This window comes from Bacillus sp. 103mf (assembly GCF_900116295.1).
Lineage (GTDB): Bacteria > Bacillota > Bacilli > Bacillales > Bacillaceae_G > Bacillus_A > Bacillus_A bruguierae.
Map to the genome: position 1 here is coordinate 132,370 of NZ_FPAF01000005.1, position 15,815 is coordinate 148,184.

Below are 15,815 nucleotides of genomic sequence, written 5' to 3' on the forward strand. Positions count from 1 at the left end.
AGACAGCAGGAATAGTGCCCTTGCTGTCTTTTTTGCGGATAACTCTTTATCAAATTATATAAATTAAAATTACAAACACTAAAAGAATTACTAAAAAAACAAGATATGAATAAACTCAAAAATATTACATTAGGTGAACTATCTATCCCTATAGAGTTATTGAATAGATGGGTCGTTAAAACAATAATCTTTATGATTTTATTTTTTTATTCGCAATATTTCGATTAAATGTAATTAAAGGTCAATTTTTCTATAAAAAATAATAGGATTAAGTAAAATTTACTTAGGAAAATATAACGCTTGGAATTCGTCTTTCGTAATTCCGAAATAGATTTCATCATAGAATGCGCCATTTGTATACATCATATTTCTTAAGCGGCCTTCCTCTACAAACTGAAGTTTTCGATGAAGGTTGATAGAAGCGGTATTAAATGAATATATTTGAATGGTTGCTTTTTGATATCTAAGCTCGAAGAAGTAATGTTTTAGTATAGTTATAATCATATCTTGCGCGTATCCTTTCCCTCTATGAGAAGGGAATACAGATATACCGTAATCAAATGTTCCATTTTTAGAATCGCAATTCGCAACGTCAATTGTACCGATTATGTTCTTATTGTGATCTTCAGCAATCCAATAAAAATCATCACAGTCAGTAGAAGAACCCTTTGATATGTCGGCCATCCACTCTTCGATTTGTTCTTTCGTTCGTGGGAAAGCAATGGAATCGAGGTTTTTAAGTATTTCATCATCTAAGTCTTCGAATAAATGAATGTCTTCTTTTTGAGGTGCCCTTAGCCGTACCTTTTTACCGCTCCAATAGGATACTTTCATTATCTTCATCTCTTTCTAGTTATATTATTAAGTAAAATTATAACATTAGTGTAGTTTTTTTTGTATATTAAACACAAATTGTTAAATTTTTTTGTTTGAGAAATTATTTGTTTTTCTGTCGAAAGAGTAAGAATAGGGGGGATATGCCTTTCATAAATGTTACTAAATTCTAATCGCTTTACTTTATTGAAAGCATCATCCAGTAGATGAAATAAAAAGCAAAAGGACCTGTGTCCGAAACAGGTCCTTTCGCTAGATAATGAAACTCATTAGGAGCTCACTTATTATGATAGGAGCTAATAATCGAGCAGTCTATAGGTTAAGGGTTGAGAAAGTTTTTTCGTAGGATGGCTGATTTTCAAGATTAGAAGAGAAGAAAGTAAAATGTTCTCTATAAATCTATTTTAATTTTTCCACATATAAGTCGCTGCTATGCAGAATAAAACATGATCGCTATTTGCTCCTTTTGTTTTAAACTTTGCATGTGGCAAAAAAAGGCCCTGACCGTTTCTATGCATGACCAGATGCTCTCGCCCGCCTAAAAAGAAAAGGATTTTAACATCATTGTTTTAGAATTGTAATTTTTCGGATTAATATGATAATATTTTATGATAAAGATAAAATAAAAAGGATGGTAAACATGCAAAAGAGACCAGAAGTAAATGAATATAACCCGTACTATTCAACATACATAAACTTAGTACCAGAGGGAGATATCATACATATTTTAGAAGAGCAAATGAAAGAGACGAACCTCGTATTGAAGGATATTTCTGATAGTGAAGGAGATTTTCGATACGCTCCTAATAAATGGAGTATAAAAGAGGTAATCGGTCATATTGCGGATACTGAACGTATTATGGCATATCGACTTCTTTCTATAGCGAGAGGCGAAACGGCACCGCTTCCTGGATACAATGATGATATGTATGTTCTTAGAGCAGCATTTGATAAGCAATCTATGCAAAACCTTCTGACGAACTTAACCATTGTTCGCCAATCTACTATGCATTTACTTAAAAGTTTAAATGAAGAAGCTTGGTTACAAAGAGGGGTTGCGAATAACTCTGAAGTTACTGTTCGAGCATTGGCATGCATTACTGCTGGTCATGAACTCCATCATCGTCAAATTATAAAAGAACGTTATTTGAGTTCTGCTGCTTATTTATCTAGTTGAAATATGAAATGAAAAAGAGATTGATTCGTAAAAAAATTATGAATCAGTCTCTTTTTGTTTTACGGCGTATGAGTGGAATTATAAAAATTTTTGTGTCAAAATAAAATTGTCAATGGTTTGAATGGATATTTATTTCATTTCGTGTATGATGTAAACATTCGTAAATAAAACATATAAAAGAGGGGGCATACTTTGAAAACGAAAAGTGTAGTAAATATTTTTATTTTATTTACTCTATATACGCTGTTAATGATTTACATTGGCTGGAACGGCTGGGTTTGGATTCATACGACTTTTCATATTCAATCTTGGGGATATTATGCGATGCTAGTTGGACTATTATCATACGCATATATTCTAGATCGATTGATGAAATTTACTTCACCACTTAGAACAATTGGTTCTTATTGGTTTGCGGTTATACAATATGCAGTCATACTCTTACCGATAGCGGATGTAACAGTGTTTATTTTAAATTGGTTATCGTTTCCAAAAGAGCAATCTATTTTTTGGATTGGAACGATTGTTCTCATTACTTTTGTTTTTATTTTTGTTTATGGAACATTTAATGCGTATAGTCCAATCGTTCAGAAATATGAGATTCATGTACCTAAAAGAGTTAGTAACCGTAAGACACTTCGAATTGCGATGGCTTCAGATATGCATTTTGGTAAGCTATCTGGCATGTCTCATCTTAAAAGATTGGTTCATCATGTACATAATATGAAACCGGATATTATACTTTTACCCGGAGATATTATTGACGATCATCCAGAATATTTTATAAAAAAGAATATGGGACAAGTGATGAAACAAATGCATGCTCCTCTTGGTGTATATGGTGTGTTAGGAAATCATGAATATTACGGCGGAGCGATTCCTGAATTTTTACAAGAGATGAATAAAATTGATGTAAATATATTATTAGATGAAGTAGTGAAAATTGAAGATTGGTTTTATATTGTAGGGAGAAAAGATAAGACGGACCGAGATCGTAAAAGTTTCGAGGAATTAATGAGCACTGTGGATAAGAGTCTTCCTGTCATTGCAATGGATCATCAGCCATTTGAGTTAAAGCAAGCTGCAGAATCAGGTGTTGATGTATTATTGTCTGGACATACACATAGAGGACAAATGGCACCGAATCATATCATTACTAGAAGAATGTATGAATTAGATTGGGGATATGTACAGAGAGATTTATTTCATGCGATTGTTTCTTCTGGATTTGGTTTTTGGGGACCGCCGTTAAGACTTGGCAGCCGGTCAGAGATAATTGAAATAGAACTTACATTTGATTAAGTAGCAAGGGGGAGATACCTTTGCTGCTTTTTTATTTATTAAGTAAAGTAATTTAGAGTAGTCACCATGTTGACATGTTTTTTGGAAACGTGGTATTCTATATTAGTCAACATGGTGACTAATATAGAAAGGAGCTACATATGGATATTAATCTCATAATGAAAGAACTGCATGCGATGCAGCAAAGTTACGCAACTTTATTTTCGGTTGTCAATAAGGTGCAAACTCGTGGGGATGAGTATTTAGAGATATTAACTTCCCGGCAACATATGGCTTTAATTGCTATTGCGCATTTGCCAATTGAAAGCACCACCCTTATTAATATTGCGAAAAAGCTAGGTACAACAAAGCAAACCGCTAATAAGTTGATTACCAGTCTTGTGAAAAAAGGGTATGTTAAAACTGTGCCGAGTAAAATAGATAAACGTTCGATCAATATGGAAATTACTCCTGAAGGAAAAAAAGCGTTAATTGCTTGTTCAGAAAAATCGACTTATTTTTTAGCAGATATGTTTCATAATTTTACAACTGATGAAATTGAAATGTTTTGGAGATTATTACAGAAACTGTATCGCTTCGATGGGGAAGAACAAGATGGTTTTGAAGAAAAGGCAAATCTCGAAGTGGATGAGCATGTACTGATAAATGATCAAGAAAAAATATTGGCTGAGTTTTCAAGACGTCGATATGGGGGGATGGAATGATGAGTAAAGTTTATTTGAGTAATGTCTTTTATGAGAAAGCAAAAGAGACTGAAAATAAGATGAAAGAAAAAATCTATGATGTAAAGAATACAGTCCAGCAATCTATTTCTCAAGCAAAAGCCAAGTTTCACCGTAACAAGAAACGAAACCAAATAGGTAATTGTGTATCGATTGCTATTGCACTACTTATTATGGCAGCTTCTTGGTTGACCGCAACAAATTGGCTATTTTGGATAGGGGTAGTAAGTATTTTAAGTAATGCCTTATTGTTTAGTATTAGTTTTATTAAAAGATAATGTAACGAGTAAAATGTATTTCCTTTTGTAATGTTATTTTTCCTAAAATTTTGATATTTCTATCAAACCCTTTTAAAATAAAAGTATATAGTTATATTGAAGTTTTAGCGGGAAATAAGGGGGAAATATGTATGCTAATTAAATCTATTATTTGTAAAGTTAGCGACGAAAAAAAGGGATTATTTTCAGCTGCTCAAGAACAATGGAGCGAGTTGAAGGCATTAGACGGTTTTTACGGACAAATCGGGGGATGGGATGAATCAGAGGCTTGTATAGTGAGTTTATGGAAAAATATGAAAATGTATCAAAGCTTTATGAATGATACACACGATAAGATTTTTTATGATAGCGATCAACAAAACACGTATACATCGTGTAAAACAGAATTATATCAATCTTTATTTGACATAACGGAGACTTCATTTTTAGACGCATTAGCACACAGTTCCTTTTTACGAATAGCAATTTGTGATGTGAAACAAGAGAGTGAAAAGCAATTTTTACATATGCAAGAAACGGTTTGGAACCCAGGAATAGCGAGAGCAGAAGGAATGATGGGCGGCGTTGTTGGAAGATCGCTTTCTTCTAATCGTTACATTGTTTTGTCACTATGGAAAGATGCAGCAGCTCACAATCAGTATGTGAAAGAAATATTTCCGCAATTACTACATACAGCAAACCCATCTCAGCAAGTGTTACATATGGAAGGGAAACAGACAACCTTTGTTAGTTCTTGGTCTGTATTACCTGTTCATTGTAAGTAGAATGTTAGCAATTTGTCTAAAGGAGGAGTAGGCATGCCTTATCCGAAACATATTGTAAGTGCTGCCACAGTCGTGTTAAATGATAAAAATGAAATTTTACTTTTAAAAAGTCCAAAGCGGGGCTGGGAAATTCCTGATGGTCAAGTGGAAGAAGGTGAGGGAATTCCTGTAGGTGCTATTCGAGAAGCGAAAGAAGAAACAGGAATTGATATTGAAATTGTGAAATATTGCGGAGTATATCAAAATGTTTCACAGTGTATTTGTAATCATTTGTTCGTCGGTAAGCCAATCGGAGGACAGTTCACAACAAGTAGTGAAAGCTTAGAAGTTGGGTATTTTTCAATTGAAGAAGCGCTGCAAATGGTAACGTGGGAAAATTTCAAAGAGCGCATTTTACATTGTTTAGATGAAAGCAGTCAGCCATTTATGGTGACTTTTTAAGATAATCAAGGATAAGACAGGGGTTATTAAAGTATACCTACTGTCTTATCCTTTTGTTCTTATAGAGGGGGTAAATCAATTTTCCCTTCTTCAAATAGTACTTTCAGCATGTGCCTTGTATAGCCGGCTGCTTGGGCAAACGTAATTTTTGCAGGCATTGGAGCTTCGTTGACATCAACGAGAACGTCGATAATACATGGTCTGTTTTGTTTTACAGCTTGTTCAAAAGCAGGCATCAATTCTTCGAGCTTTTCAACGCGGTAACCGACTCCGCCGCAAATTTCAGCGTATTTCGCGAAATTTGGATTGGTAAGTTCTGTACCAAACTCGATATTCCCCATTACTTCTTGTTCAAATTTAATCATGGCGATTTTATGGTTATTTAATACGACTACAATAATGGGGAGTTTATATTTTACAGCTGTTATAAAGTCGTTCATCGTCATTCCAAATCCACCATCTCCGCAAATTGCGAAAACTTGTTTATTCGGGTAAGCAATCTGTCCAGCAATTGCTCCGGGAAGACCGCAGCCAAGTGTTGCTAACCAGCTTGATAAAATAAACCGTTGATTTGTCATACGAAAATGACGTGCTGTCCAAACCGTTACATTACCTACATCTACTGATAAAATAGCATCATCATGCGCAACTTGCTGCAGTGCGTGCATGACTCTTTGAGGTTTAATTGGAACAGAAGTGTCGTTTTCTTGACTATGCAGTCTTTCTTCCCATTTCCTCATTAGTTCTTGATGGTGTTGTAAAAATGAGTGATCCGTATGTTTTTCAATATTTTGCGTGAGCCATTTTAAAGTTTTTGCGGCATCGCCAGCAAGTCCGATATCTGTTGGATAACGTTTGCCAATTTGTGCTGGATCTGTGTCGATATGAAGCGTTTTGGCCTTTTCGGGTAAGAAACCTGTGAATGGGTAAGAGGTACCTACCATAATTAACGTATCCGCATTATGCATTGCTTCATATGCAGGTTTTGTCCCAATTAAACCTAATCCTCCAATGCAAAGAGGATGCTCATCTGGAATCACTCCTTTAGCCGGAAGTGTTAATACAATAGGTGCTCCAATATGCTCGGCAAAAGCAAGTAAAGGTTCTTTCGCATCTCTTGCGCCTTTTCCTGCTAGAATAACGGGTTTTTTTGCTTCATTTAATGCAGATGTTGCTTTTTCTAAATCATGCTGCCTAGGGAATAACTCCGGCATTGTAAAAGCAGGTGTTGTAATTCGTGCTTTTGCATCTACTTCAAATTTTTGAATATCATCTGGAATGGTAAGAACGGATACTCCTTTTTTGGTATAAGCCATGCGAATTGCTTGATTTACAACAGCGGGAAGTTGTTCCGCTGACATGATTCGCTGGTTATAAACAGCGACATCATCAAACATTCTTTCTAAATTTATTTCTTGAAAAAAACCAGTTCCAATTAAATCTGACTCAATTTGACCAGTAATAGCAAGGACAGGTGCTTGATCTAATTTGGCATCGTACAATCCATTGAGTAAATGTATGGCACCTGGCCCGGCGATTGCCATACATACGCCGAGTTTTCCAGTTAATTTTGCATAAGAAGCAGCTGCTAAAGCGCCAGCTTCTTCGTGGCGAACTTGAATAAATTTAATTTTATCTTGCGCTTTACGAAGCGGCTCGATAATAGAATTAATGGAATCACCAGGCATGCCATATATGTGATCGACGCCCCATTCGATCAATAAATCAATCAGTACCTCACCAGCAGTTTTTTGAAACATGGAATTTCCTCCTTACATACTGAGATATTATTATGTTTTGGAGAAAAAGGTGAAATATACAAATGGTAAGGGAAGTTCTTTTTTAATGATGACTTATAAAGGGGATAAAAATGATAATAAGTAAACATCCAACAAAAGTCCAAGAAAGAAAAGAGAGCAGTGATAAGTTCTTTTTGGCTTTCCAAAGCATTTCATGGACTGTTACATATCCTAAAGAACCGATAGCACTTCCCATTATTAATCCTGGTAAATGAATAGCTTTGCTGTTAATTACCATACCAAAGGCAGTGCTTAAACCAAGAATAATTGATAGTAAGAAAATTATTAAGATAAAAGATAGATATTGATGCCGTGTAAATAAGAAAGAGATAATTAAGGTGAGGCCTTCAGGAATGTGATGAATAATAATAGCTAGTAAGAAAGAAAGAGTAGCTTCATGTTGCGCTGTAAAAGCAGTACCTAATGCAAAGCCGCTAGGTAGATTGTGAATAAAAATTGCAAAGGAAAGAAATAAAAAAGTTTGCTGTGCTGGCTGATTGTTATTATGTAACATAACATGATGACAGTAGTGGTCCATTAAACGCATTATTAAAATTCCAGAGGCAATGCCGAGAAGGGGACCGATTATTTCATAACTTGAAAATGTTTCTGGAATGATTTCTATTAGTAACAATCCAAGTAGAATACCTCCGCAAAGTGCATATAAGCGAAATGTTTGTTTTTCCATTATACGTCTAGTTGCAAGACCAACAATTCCGCCTAATAACAACCCGCTAAATGAATAAAACGTAACAATTATGGGGAGCAAAAGTTGTTCCATAAAATCACACTCCATTTTTATCTCGCAATTTTAAACAGTAAGATTCTTATCTGAAGATTATAAAAAAGAAAATAGGTGAGATCTAGTTGTTGGCACAGTACTTGATTGTTTCAATCAATAATTAGCGATGAGAAGAAAAGCTTAATGATGAAAATTTTCACTTTATAACAACTTATTATAATCAATAAGAGGTTAGTCCCAATTAATTGGAAAGGGGAGTTTTTTTATAGATTTGGAGTAAAATCTGAATGATTATAGGAGAGTATAAAAAAACCTTGCAGAGAATATTCTGCAAGGTGCTTACAAATATTTTATCCCAATCGAGGCAATAAACGTTCTCCGCTTTTCATTTCACTTCCACATAAAGGACATTTTGGGTGTTTTTCAAATGCAAAGTTTTTTCGCATCCACCCTAAGCACTCCTCTGACTCACATTCCCAAACTGGGATTTCTTCCGGTGCTACTTCTGCAACGTCATTCTTTTTGTTACGATACATGAGACCACTCCTTTTATGTGAAATATGTGTTTATATAATTAAAAAGGTTGTTAACCGTTCGTGTTAACAACCTTTTTATTGTCTAAATTATAGCTTTACAACGTTTTTAGCTTGAGGTCCGCGGTTACCTTCTTCAACTTCGAAGCTCACTTCTTGACCTTCGTCAAGAGTTTTGAAACCGTCGCCAGTAATAGCTGAGAAGTGAACGAATACGTCATTTCCGTCTGCAACTTCGATGAATCCGAAACCTTTTTCGCTGTTAAACCATTTTACTTTACCTGTTAATGTCATGGTAAATGCCTCCTAAAAATAAAGAAAATAAATGTAATATGATCCGTCTTATTTCTAAGGAAAATAAAAATTCACATATTATCAAAAACCCATAAGGAACGCATATCATCCCTATTGATGCTTGATAATATGTGAAGTGGATTTGTTTTCATATCGTATTCTATGGTTTCATTTTACAATGAAATGAGAAATATTGCAAGTGATGGTAACATTTTTGATTTTATTAGCAAACCGCCTCTCCGTGCGGGACTAATTAGCTTGGAGAGGCGATGAATTAAAAAGAAGCTATAAAGTAAAAGCGATGTGCTTTTACTTCAATATATCCGTTTTGTTGAATGTGGTTATGGATACGAAGCAATTGCTCTTCATATTTTGATACCGAAAAATCAGGAATTTGCCATGGAATTGCTTTTAAATAGTATATAATGCTTCCGATGTCGTAAAAGCGTTGATATGGAAAGTATTCTTGTTGCTTAAGAATTTGAAATCCAGATTGTTTTAGTTGTGAAGTGGCATACTGCATATCCCAATAGCTGTACTCATTTTCAGTATGTGCATGAAGAAGATGATTTAATTCTAAAGTGTCCAATCCGCCAACTTGTTGAGTAATAAAAACTCCGTTTGGCTTTAGAATTCTTTTTACTTCTGCCTCGCAATATGATTCATGTTTGTTAATAATTAAATCAAATTGTTCGTTTGCAAATGGCAATTTTGCATCATCCTCGATTTCATGAACAAAAACACCTAAAGGTTCTAGCTTTGCTTTTGCCAAAGCGATATTGGGAGCATATCCTTCTGTTGCTGCAGTTCTAGCAGGAAGCGGGGTTAGTAAAGATAAAAACTCACCGCCACCAGTTCCCATATCTAGCATGTGATCTACGCTATGCATATACTGTAATACGATTGATGAATAGCTCCACGGAAGTGGTTCTATACTTAGTCTCCCGGTATCTGTTAGAAACGAGAAATTCCATCCTTGAAAAGGTTTATTAGCTTGTTTAACAAAATGATAAAAAGTATCCTTCATAGTTATTCCTCCTAAGTTATATTTTTATAGCTCAAATATAAGAGGAGGTCCACGGTACATATTACAGTTACTATATGTCTGTTACATAGTGATACATATGTATATTCCCTTTCTAAATAAAATATTGTATGGATTATTTTAAATTAATATTACCACAAGGTAAATGAAAATTGCGAAAAATTAAATTATTCCGGTGTTTTTGTTTGTATAGAAAAAGAGTATGAACAAAATAAACATGTAATGGTAAGAGGAGAACTTTCCTGATGAATATAATGAGATTAAGTTCCCAATCTTAGCAGAATCTTAATTTTCATGGTCGTAATTACCAGAAAATATATATTATAACATTCCTTCTAGAATAATGGATATTTTATTCTCTGCTAATTTCAATTTTCATAATTGGTATGCTAAATCTTATGGTTTCACTAGAACAGTACTTTGTGTCACTTTACCCATAAGTTGACCAGAAAACACTTACTTTTATAGGTGATTATCTAATTATCTAACGGAATTGGAAGCATAAATTGGCCTTGAGTTAATGATTAATCCATCAGCTGGCCGTTAGTTTATACGGAATTTTATACATATGGAGTAAAGGAAATAAAGATAATGCTTGCTTATAAACACTGATATAACGGGATGAATAAGAAACTGCATACGTAGGTGAAGAGGATGCTTCACAGAATGTTGATAAGCTGGGGATTATTGGTGAGGAGAACTTCTGATAATGATGCGTTATGTAAATTAAAAATGAATAGTATATACAATTCTCTAAACAAGAAAAGATGTCTAAATTAGACATATTTTTATTTAGATACTAGATTATCAAGTTTCCAATAGGTATCTAATGGATCAATCTTACTGTCCATATATAAATACATGTTATTCAAATCTTTTGGGGGATTTTTCATCGTAAATGAAATTTCAAAAGTTAAAGCGTAGCCAACCGGAACATTTTTAAATTTATCTTCGTGTATAGGCATAGGTTGACCTTCATATTTTTTTCCCGTCTTTTCATCTTTAACGAAATACTTTATTTCTGAAAGATCAATTGTTTTTTCATCGTTTCGAACATTATTAATCGTAACACGAGTTGTAATGTTCCCCATTTTATCTACTATTTTATATTTTGCATTTTCAACTGTCGCTCTGTAAGATCCGCCTTTTGCAAATTCTTCATATAGTAGTATATTTTTTTCCTTTTCTTCAGATATTTCTTTCGATTTCTTTGGTTGAGTAGTTTCTTCACTACAAGCTGCCATTAAGCTTGTAAGTATAAATGCTGTACATGTTATTTTTATTAAAGATTTCATAGGGCTCCCTTCCTATATCCAAAAAATCAAAACATAAGAATAATTTTACATTAAAAGGTAAGAAAAGGGTAATTTTTTTGAGAATTTATTTTTATTCCTAGAATGTTACGTTATGTTAACCGAGCATGAATACGATATTCATCCGAATTTGCACAAGATTGTCCTTGCTGATGGTACAATTAAAGTCATGGAGGGATATTATGGGTTATATTAAATTTTATGGAATACTGTTTCTTATATTCGGCACTGGAATATTTGTAATTATCAAGGCTGATTCACCAAAAATCAGGGGAAAAAATCTGTCATTCGTAATGATCTGTTTAGGGATAAATATACTCGCAATTCCAATGGCTTTTTTTATAGGTGGAATGGCAACAGATCCCCCAGACAGTACTGAACTTGATTTTTGGAAAGGATTTCTCTTTATTCAGGGAATACCGCTTCTCATACTACTTCTAGCTTTAGTTTGGTGGTTTATCGTTGGAATAAGGAAAAAGTCCACATGTAAGATTTTAAAATGACTTCCGCTAACGAGAATCATGTAAATAAGCCGTCCATATGGGCGGCTTATTATATTTTTTATTGTATGCATATTAGAAGCATAAGTTGACCGAAACGGCTATCTTATGCTTCTTTTCACACTTTGCATAATGAAGTAAAAAACACTCATCTTCTTATGATTGATGAGTGTTTTTTGTTATAACAAATCTTTCTTCTATCCAATTTACGATGTTTTCTAACATCGGTAAGCTAATAGAGTGGTTTGATTGATGTTATTAGAATTCATGAGTTGTTTCTTATACATGTTAACACCTCTTTAATTGTTTGAAAATTTTAATTTCAAGAATTAGTTATAGTGTATCTGCTAAAACGAATTTGTGCAAAATATATTTGGAAAGTATTGTTTTTTGTGATTTGTGAGGGGGAAATGATAGCGTGAGTTCATATATACAGAGAAATATAAATCCAAGACTTTTCCGAAAATGAGATTTTTCGAGTAACTATATGTTGTCAATATGGAGAAAGATAAGTACATAGGAATTTTAGGAGGAAATGAACATGAAAATTGGTTTAATTGGTTTAGGGAAAATGGGACTTAACTTAGGACAAAATTTAATTGATAAAAAGCATGAAGTAGTCGCTTTTGATTTAAATGCAAATGCGGTAAAGGAAATAGAAGGATATGGGGCTATTGGTACAAGTACATTAGCGGAACTCATTCAATCATTAGAAAAACCGAGAGTCATTTGGATTATGGTTCCGCATGCTGTTGTTGATTCTGTGATGAGTGACATTACGCCATTTTTAAGTCAAGGAGATATTGTAATTGAAGCGGGGAATTCCCACTATAAGGAATCAATTCGACGTTATAATGAGTTCAAAGAAGTTGGCGTGCATTTTATGGATGCAGGAACATCTGGCGGCACAGAAGGCGCTCGTCACGGAGCTTGCTATATGATTGGTGGAGATCCGGAAGCTTGGGCTATTGTAGAACCTATTTTTCGGGATACAGCGGTAGAAAATGGCTATATATATGCAGGGAAAGCCGGGAGCGGTCATTTTTTAAAGATGGTTCATAATGGCATTGAATATGGAATGATGGCTGCCATTGGCGAAGGATTTGAAGTATTAGAGAAAAGTGAATTCGATTATAATTATGAAAAAGTAGCAAAAGTGTGGAATCATGGTTCAGTTATTCGTTCATGGCTTATGGAATTGACAGAACGTGCATTTTCTAAAGATGCAAAATTAAATGAAATTAAAGGGATTATGCATTCGTCAGGTGAAGGGAAATGGACAGTTGAAACGGCTCTTGATCTACAAGCGGCAACGCCTGTTATCGCTATGTCATTACTAATGCGTTATCGTTCGCTAGAAAATGATTCATTTACTGGGAAAGTGGTAGCAGCACTTCGCAATGAATTTGGTGGTCATGCTGTGGAAAAAAATGAGAAGAACGAATAGTTGGTGTTATTGAACACTATAATATGTACAATAACGGAAAGTTCATTCGGTATGCAAGTAATTTAAATAGCCCTGTTCAGGCGAGAATAGGGCTATTTATTGATCGTGAAACTAATTTAAACTTGTATGTCTTTTAAAAGAAGAACACGTGCTGGGGAAGCATCTGTTCCAACTAATTTTAATGGCGCCGCCATCATAAAATAGCTGTCAGGTGAGACTTCTTTTAAGCATAATCCTTCAATAACGATAATATCTGCACCAAATAATATTTTATGAGTAGGATGTCCTGGTTGACTACGTTCAACACCAAGAGCATCGATCCCAATTCCTCTAATATTTCGTGATGCTAAATAATTCGCACCGTCCTCTTTTAAAAAAATAAATTCAAAGTTAAATTCATTTTCAAATGAATTTTGTGTTTTAAAAAGAACAAAATCATTCTCTTCAATATCAAGATTTTCTAAATCAGCTTTTGTAATTCCATCTTTAACTTCTGTTAAATCGAAAACTTTAGCAGTTCCCACTAATTTTTCTAATGGAATGGTTTCAAATGTTTTTCCTTCATTGATCATATGAAGAGGTGCATCAATATGTGTACCCGTATGAACATCTAATTCAATGCGTGATTCGGTTACGTGAGCATTTGTTACTTTGGAAAATTTCGGTTGTTTTTCAGGTTTATTTTTGTAAACAGTCATTCCTTCAAAAATAGGTGCTGTTATATCATATATTTTCATTGTCGCTTTCTCCTTTGAAACGAGTTGTTATAGTTGGCCACCAATGAAAATCATCTTTTTCTAATAAGGCATCAGATTCCTTAGGACCCATTGATCCAGATTCATAGTTAGGAAAGTTTTCAGCTTTATGATTTGCCCAAACATTTGAGATAACATCAACAAATTTCCATGAAAGGGCCACTTCCTCCCAATGCGTAAAATTGGTTGAATCGCCGCGCATGCAATCATATAGGAGTATTTCATAGGCCTCGGGTGTATTCATTTTATCTGCACAGTTATTACAATAGCTTAATCTAATAGGGGTTGATGTTACACTACTATTTGTTTTTTGTACATTTAAGTGCAGTGTAATTCCCTCATCTGGTTGAATATGAATAATGAGTAAATTAGGATGGACCTTTCTTTCCTGACTCAAATATAAATTCATTGGCAAATCTTTAAACTGTATAACAATTTCAGTAGATTTTTCTTGCATACGTTTACCTGTTCGAATATAAAAAGGAACTCCCGTCCATCTAAAATTTTCAATCATTAGCTTACCTGCAACAAATGTTTCTGTATTTGATGCTGGATCTACCTCGTTTTCTTCTTTGTAGCCAATTACCTTTTTTTCGTTTATAATGCCAGGGCCATACTGTCCGCGGACGAAGTATTGTTCGACTTCGTCTTTTGAGAGCGGTTTTAAAGCACGAAAAATTTTTATTTTTTCACTGCGAATCTCATCTGCTGTTAACTTAATAGGCGGATCCATCGCAAGAAGAGCAACCATTTGTAGTATATGATTTTGTACCATATCGCGGAGAGCACCGGAAGACTCATAATAACGTCCTCGATCTTCAACTCCTAATATTTCACTTGAAGTAATTTGTACGTTGGCAATATATTGATTGTTCCAAAGAGGCTCAAAAATAGCGTTGGCAAAGCGAATGACTTTAATATTTTGGACCATTTCTTTTCCTAAATAATGGTCAATCCGGTAAATTTGTTCTTCTGTAAACGCTTGACGCAGCTGATCGTTTAGTTCTTGAGCTGAGTCATAGTCATGCCCAAACGGCTTTTCAATAATTAATCGAATCCATCCTTCTGTAGAAGTTAATCCTTCTGATTTTAAATTTGTGGCAATTGTCCCCAAAAAATCAGGAGCCATCGCTAAATAAAAAATGCGGTTTCCAGCCGTGTTATATCTATCATCAAGAGTGCTTAACAAACTTTTAAGCTCTTGATAAGAAGATATGTTTGTTACATCAAAAGGATGGTAGTAAAAATGGGAAATGAATGTATCTTGGTTTCCGTCATTATCTGGAAAGTGATGAATAGATTGTTTGACATTTTTACGAAATATTTCGTTAGACCAAGGTCTTCTTGCAACACCAACAACAACGAAATCTTCAGAGATTTTCCCACTTCGATACAGTCTATAAATGGAAGGAAACAATTTACGTTTTGCTAAATCACCTGTTGCACCAAAAATGACAATAATAGTTTTAGGGGGTTTCATCATGTAATAAGCCTCACTTTATTGTAAATAAATTCAAACTTAGTATGTGGTTTATTTAGTAATACATGTAAGATACAAGGTGAATAATTTACTGTAGCTCATTGAGTGACGAGAAGTACTTAGAGAAGAAGGAGAACTTTGGAAAATAGAGAAATATAGAATGAAATGAAAGGTGAGGAAGCATTGGGGATGCCAAACATTTGCGTGATTTCTATAAACGTAACAAATATAAAGCAAGCTCAAGTCGTTTTAGGCATTGAAACAGATAGTTGAATCGAAACAATAGCTTTTTATAAAGAAAAAGGCATCGAAATGATATATGATACACCACAAAAATGTCCTCCAGGTTATTTTAGTGCATGTAATGATCCATTTGGGAATGTAATTGA

17 protein-coding genes are annotated in these 15,815 nt (G+C 34.3%); 8 read left to right on the forward strand and 9 right to left on the reverse strand.

Annotated features, from left to right (window positions below):
- Positions 1-279: 279 nt before the first annotated feature.
- Complete coding sequence (locus tag BM350_RS14440; protein ID WP_090911520.1) at positions 280-834, reverse strand: GNAT family N-acetyltransferase; 555 nt, start codon at positions 832-834, stop codon at positions 280-282.
- Positions 835-1,474: 640 nt separating this feature from the next.
- Here BM350_RS14440 and BM350_RS14445 point away from each other — a divergent pair.
- The 6 genes from BM350_RS14445 (at position 1,475) to BM350_RS14470 (ending at position 5,518) form a co-directional block, all read left to right on the forward strand.
- Entirely contained in the window at positions 1,475-2,011 is a 537-nt protein-coding gene (locus BM350_RS14445; RefSeq protein WP_139207569.1) for a DinB family protein, read from the forward strand.
- Between the two features lie 249 nt (positions 2,012-2,260).
- Positions 2,261-3,313 carry a metallophosphoesterase gene (locus tag BM350_RS14450; protein ID WP_090912595.1) on the forward strand — a complete coding sequence of 351 codons (1,053 nt, stop codon included), beginning with the start codon at positions 2,261-2,263 and terminating at the stop codon, positions 3,311-3,313.
- A 140-nt stretch (positions 3,314-3,453) separates the two neighbouring features.
- Positions 3,454-4,017, forward strand: coding sequence for a MarR family winged helix-turn-helix transcriptional regulator (locus BM350_RS14455; protein ID WP_090911515.1), 564 nt, complete (start codon positions 3,454-3,456; stop codon positions 4,015-4,017).
- Entirely contained in the window at positions 4,017-4,313 is a 297-nt protein-coding gene (locus tag BM350_RS14460; RefSeq protein ID WP_090912593.1) for a hypothetical protein, read from the forward strand. Before BM350_RS14455 ends, BM350_RS14460 begins: the two co-directional genes overlap by 1 nt.
- Before the next feature lie 131 nt (positions 4,314-4,444).
- Positions 4,445-5,077: a YdbC family protein gene (locus BM350_RS14465; RefSeq protein ID WP_090911513.1), complete on the forward strand. Its 633-nt coding sequence runs from the start codon at positions 4,445-4,447 to the stop codon at positions 5,075-5,077.
- Between the two features lie 33 nt (positions 5,078-5,110).
- Positions 5,111-5,518, forward strand: coding sequence for an NUDIX hydrolase (locus BM350_RS14470; protein WP_090911511.1), 408 nt, complete (start codon positions 5,111-5,113; stop codon positions 5,516-5,518).
- A gap of 59 nt (positions 5,519-5,577) precedes the next feature.
- Here the strand turns inward: BM350_RS14470 and BM350_RS14475 are convergent, their stop codons facing one another.
- The 6 genes from BM350_RS14475 to BM350_RS14500 all read right to left on the reverse strand — a co-directional run bounded on the left by BM350_RS14475 (position 5,578) and on the right by BM350_RS14500 (position 11,226).
- Positions 5,578-7,278: a pyruvate oxidase gene (locus BM350_RS14475; protein ID WP_090911509.1), complete on the reverse strand. Its 1,701-nt coding sequence runs from the start codon at positions 7,276-7,278 to the stop codon at positions 5,578-5,580.
- A gap of 82 nt (positions 7,279-7,360) precedes the next feature.
- Positions 7,361-8,098 carry a ZIP family metal transporter gene (locus BM350_RS14480; RefSeq protein WP_090911507.1) on the reverse strand — a complete coding sequence of 246 codons (738 nt, stop codon included), beginning with the start codon at positions 8,096-8,098 and terminating at the stop codon, positions 7,361-7,363.
- A gap of 311 nt (positions 8,099-8,409) precedes the next feature.
- Positions 8,410-8,595, reverse strand: a complete 186-nt coding sequence (locus BM350_RS14485) for a cold-shock protein (protein ID WP_090911505.1) — start codon at positions 8,593-8,595, stop codon at positions 8,410-8,412.
- An 87-nt stretch (positions 8,596-8,682) separates the two neighbouring features.
- Positions 8,683-8,886, reverse strand: a complete 204-nt coding sequence (gene cspD, locus BM350_RS14490) for a cold-shock protein CspD (RefSeq protein WP_090911503.1) — start codon at positions 8,884-8,886, stop codon at positions 8,683-8,685.
- Between the two features lie 274 nt (positions 8,887-9,160).
- Positions 9,161-9,913 carry a class I SAM-dependent methyltransferase gene (locus BM350_RS14495; protein WP_090911501.1) on the reverse strand — a complete coding sequence of 251 codons (753 nt, stop codon included), beginning with the start codon at positions 9,911-9,913 and terminating at the stop codon, positions 9,161-9,163.
- An 806-nt stretch (positions 9,914-10,719) separates the two neighbouring features.
- Positions 10,720-11,226: a hypothetical protein gene (locus BM350_RS14500; protein ID WP_090911499.1), complete on the reverse strand. Its 507-nt coding sequence runs from the start codon at positions 11,224-11,226 to the stop codon at positions 10,720-10,722.
- Positions 11,227-11,426: 200 nt separating this feature from the next.
- Between BM350_RS14500 and BM350_RS14505 the strand changes: the two genes are divergently transcribed.
- Together BM350_RS14505 and gnd are read left to right on the forward strand one after the other, a co-directional pair.
- Positions 11,427-11,747: a hypothetical protein gene (locus BM350_RS14505; protein WP_244548007.1), complete on the forward strand. Its 321-nt coding sequence runs from the start codon at positions 11,427-11,429 to the stop codon at positions 11,745-11,747.
- Positions 11,748-12,285: 538 nt separating this feature from the next.
- Positions 12,286-13,191 (forward strand): phosphogluconate dehydrogenase (NAD(+)-dependent, decarboxylating), encoded by a 906-nt coding sequence (gene gnd, locus BM350_RS14510; protein ID WP_090911495.1) that lies wholly within the window; start codon positions 12,286-12,288, stop codon positions 13,189-13,191.
- 116 nt (positions 13,192-13,307) lie between these two features.
- Here the strand turns inward: gnd and BM350_RS14515 are convergent, their stop codons facing one another.
- Together BM350_RS14515 and zwf are read right to left on the reverse strand one after the other, a co-directional pair.
- Positions 13,308-13,928, reverse strand: coding sequence for a cyclase family protein (locus BM350_RS14515; protein ID WP_090911493.1), 621 nt, complete (start codon positions 13,926-13,928; stop codon positions 13,308-13,310).
- A complete protein-coding gene (zwf, locus tag BM350_RS14520) occupies positions 13,915-15,426 on the reverse strand; it encodes a glucose-6-phosphate dehydrogenase (RefSeq protein ID WP_090912591.1) in 1,512 nt (503 codons plus the stop codon). The genes BM350_RS14515 and zwf overlap by 14 nt, the downstream gene beginning before the upstream one ends.
- Between the last annotated feature and the right edge of the window lie 389 nt (positions 15,427-15,815).

Excerpts from the sequence above, each read along its gene's own strand:
- gnd (WP_090911495.1), top strand. The coding sequence starts at position 12,286 with ATGAAAATTGGTTTAATTGGTTTAGGGAAAATGGGACTTAACTTAGGA.
- cspD (WP_090911503.1), bottom strand. The coding sequence starts at position 8,886 with ATGACATTAACAGGTAAAGTAAAATGGTTTAACAGCGAAAAAGGTTTC.
- BM350_RS14445 (WP_139207569.1), top strand. The coding sequence starts at position 1,475 with ATGCAAAAGAGACCAGAAGTAAATGAATATAACCCGTACTATTCAACA.
- zwf (WP_090912591.1), bottom strand. The coding sequence starts at position 15,426 with ATGAAACCCCCTAAAACTATTATTGTCATTTTTGGTGCAACAGGTGAT.
- BM350_RS14480 (WP_090911507.1), bottom strand. The coding sequence starts at position 8,098 with ATGGAACAACTTTTGCTCCCCATAATTGTTACGTTTTATTCATTTAGC.
- BM350_RS14470 (WP_090911511.1), top strand. The coding sequence starts at position 5,111 with ATGCCTTATCCGAAACATATTGTAAGTGCTGCCACAGTCGTGTTAAAT.
- BM350_RS14495 (WP_090911501.1), bottom strand. The coding sequence starts at position 9,913 with ATGAAGGATACTTTTTATCATTTTGTTAAACAAGCTAATAAACCTTTT.
- BM350_RS14500 (WP_090911499.1), bottom strand. The coding sequence starts at position 11,226 with ATGAAATCTTTAATAAAAATAACATGTACAGCATTTATACTTACAAGC.
- BM350_RS14505 (WP_244548007.1), top strand. The coding sequence starts at position 11,427 with ATGGGTTATATTAAATTTTATGGAATACTGTTTCTTATATTCGGCACT.
- BM350_RS14455 (WP_090911515.1), top strand. The coding sequence starts at position 3,454 with ATGGATATTAATCTCATAATGAAAGAACTGCATGCGATGCAGCAAAGT.
- BM350_RS14440 (WP_090911520.1), bottom strand. The coding sequence starts at position 834 with ATGAAAGTATCCTATTGGAGCGGTAAAAAGGTACGGCTAAGGGCACCT.
- BM350_RS14465 (WP_090911513.1), top strand. The coding sequence starts at position 4,445 with ATGCTAATTAAATCTATTATTTGTAAAGTTAGCGACGAAAAAAAGGGA.
- BM350_RS14475 (WP_090911509.1), bottom strand. The coding sequence starts at position 7,278 with ATGTTTCAAAAAACTGCTGGTGAGGTACTGATTGATTTATTGATCGAA.
- BM350_RS14515 (WP_090911493.1), bottom strand. The coding sequence starts at position 13,928 with ATGAAAATATATGATATAACAGCACCTATTTTTGAAGGAATGACTGTT.
- BM350_RS14460 (WP_090912593.1), top strand. The coding sequence starts at position 4,017 with ATGAGTAAAGTTTATTTGAGTAATGTCTTTTATGAGAAAGCAAAAGAG.
- BM350_RS14485 (WP_090911505.1), bottom strand. The coding sequence starts at position 8,595 with ATGTATCGTAACAAAAAGAATGACGTTGCAGAAGTAGCACCGGAAGAA.
- BM350_RS14450 (WP_090912595.1), top strand. The coding sequence starts at position 2,261 with ATGATTTACATTGGCTGGAACGGCTGGGTTTGGATTCATACGACTTTT.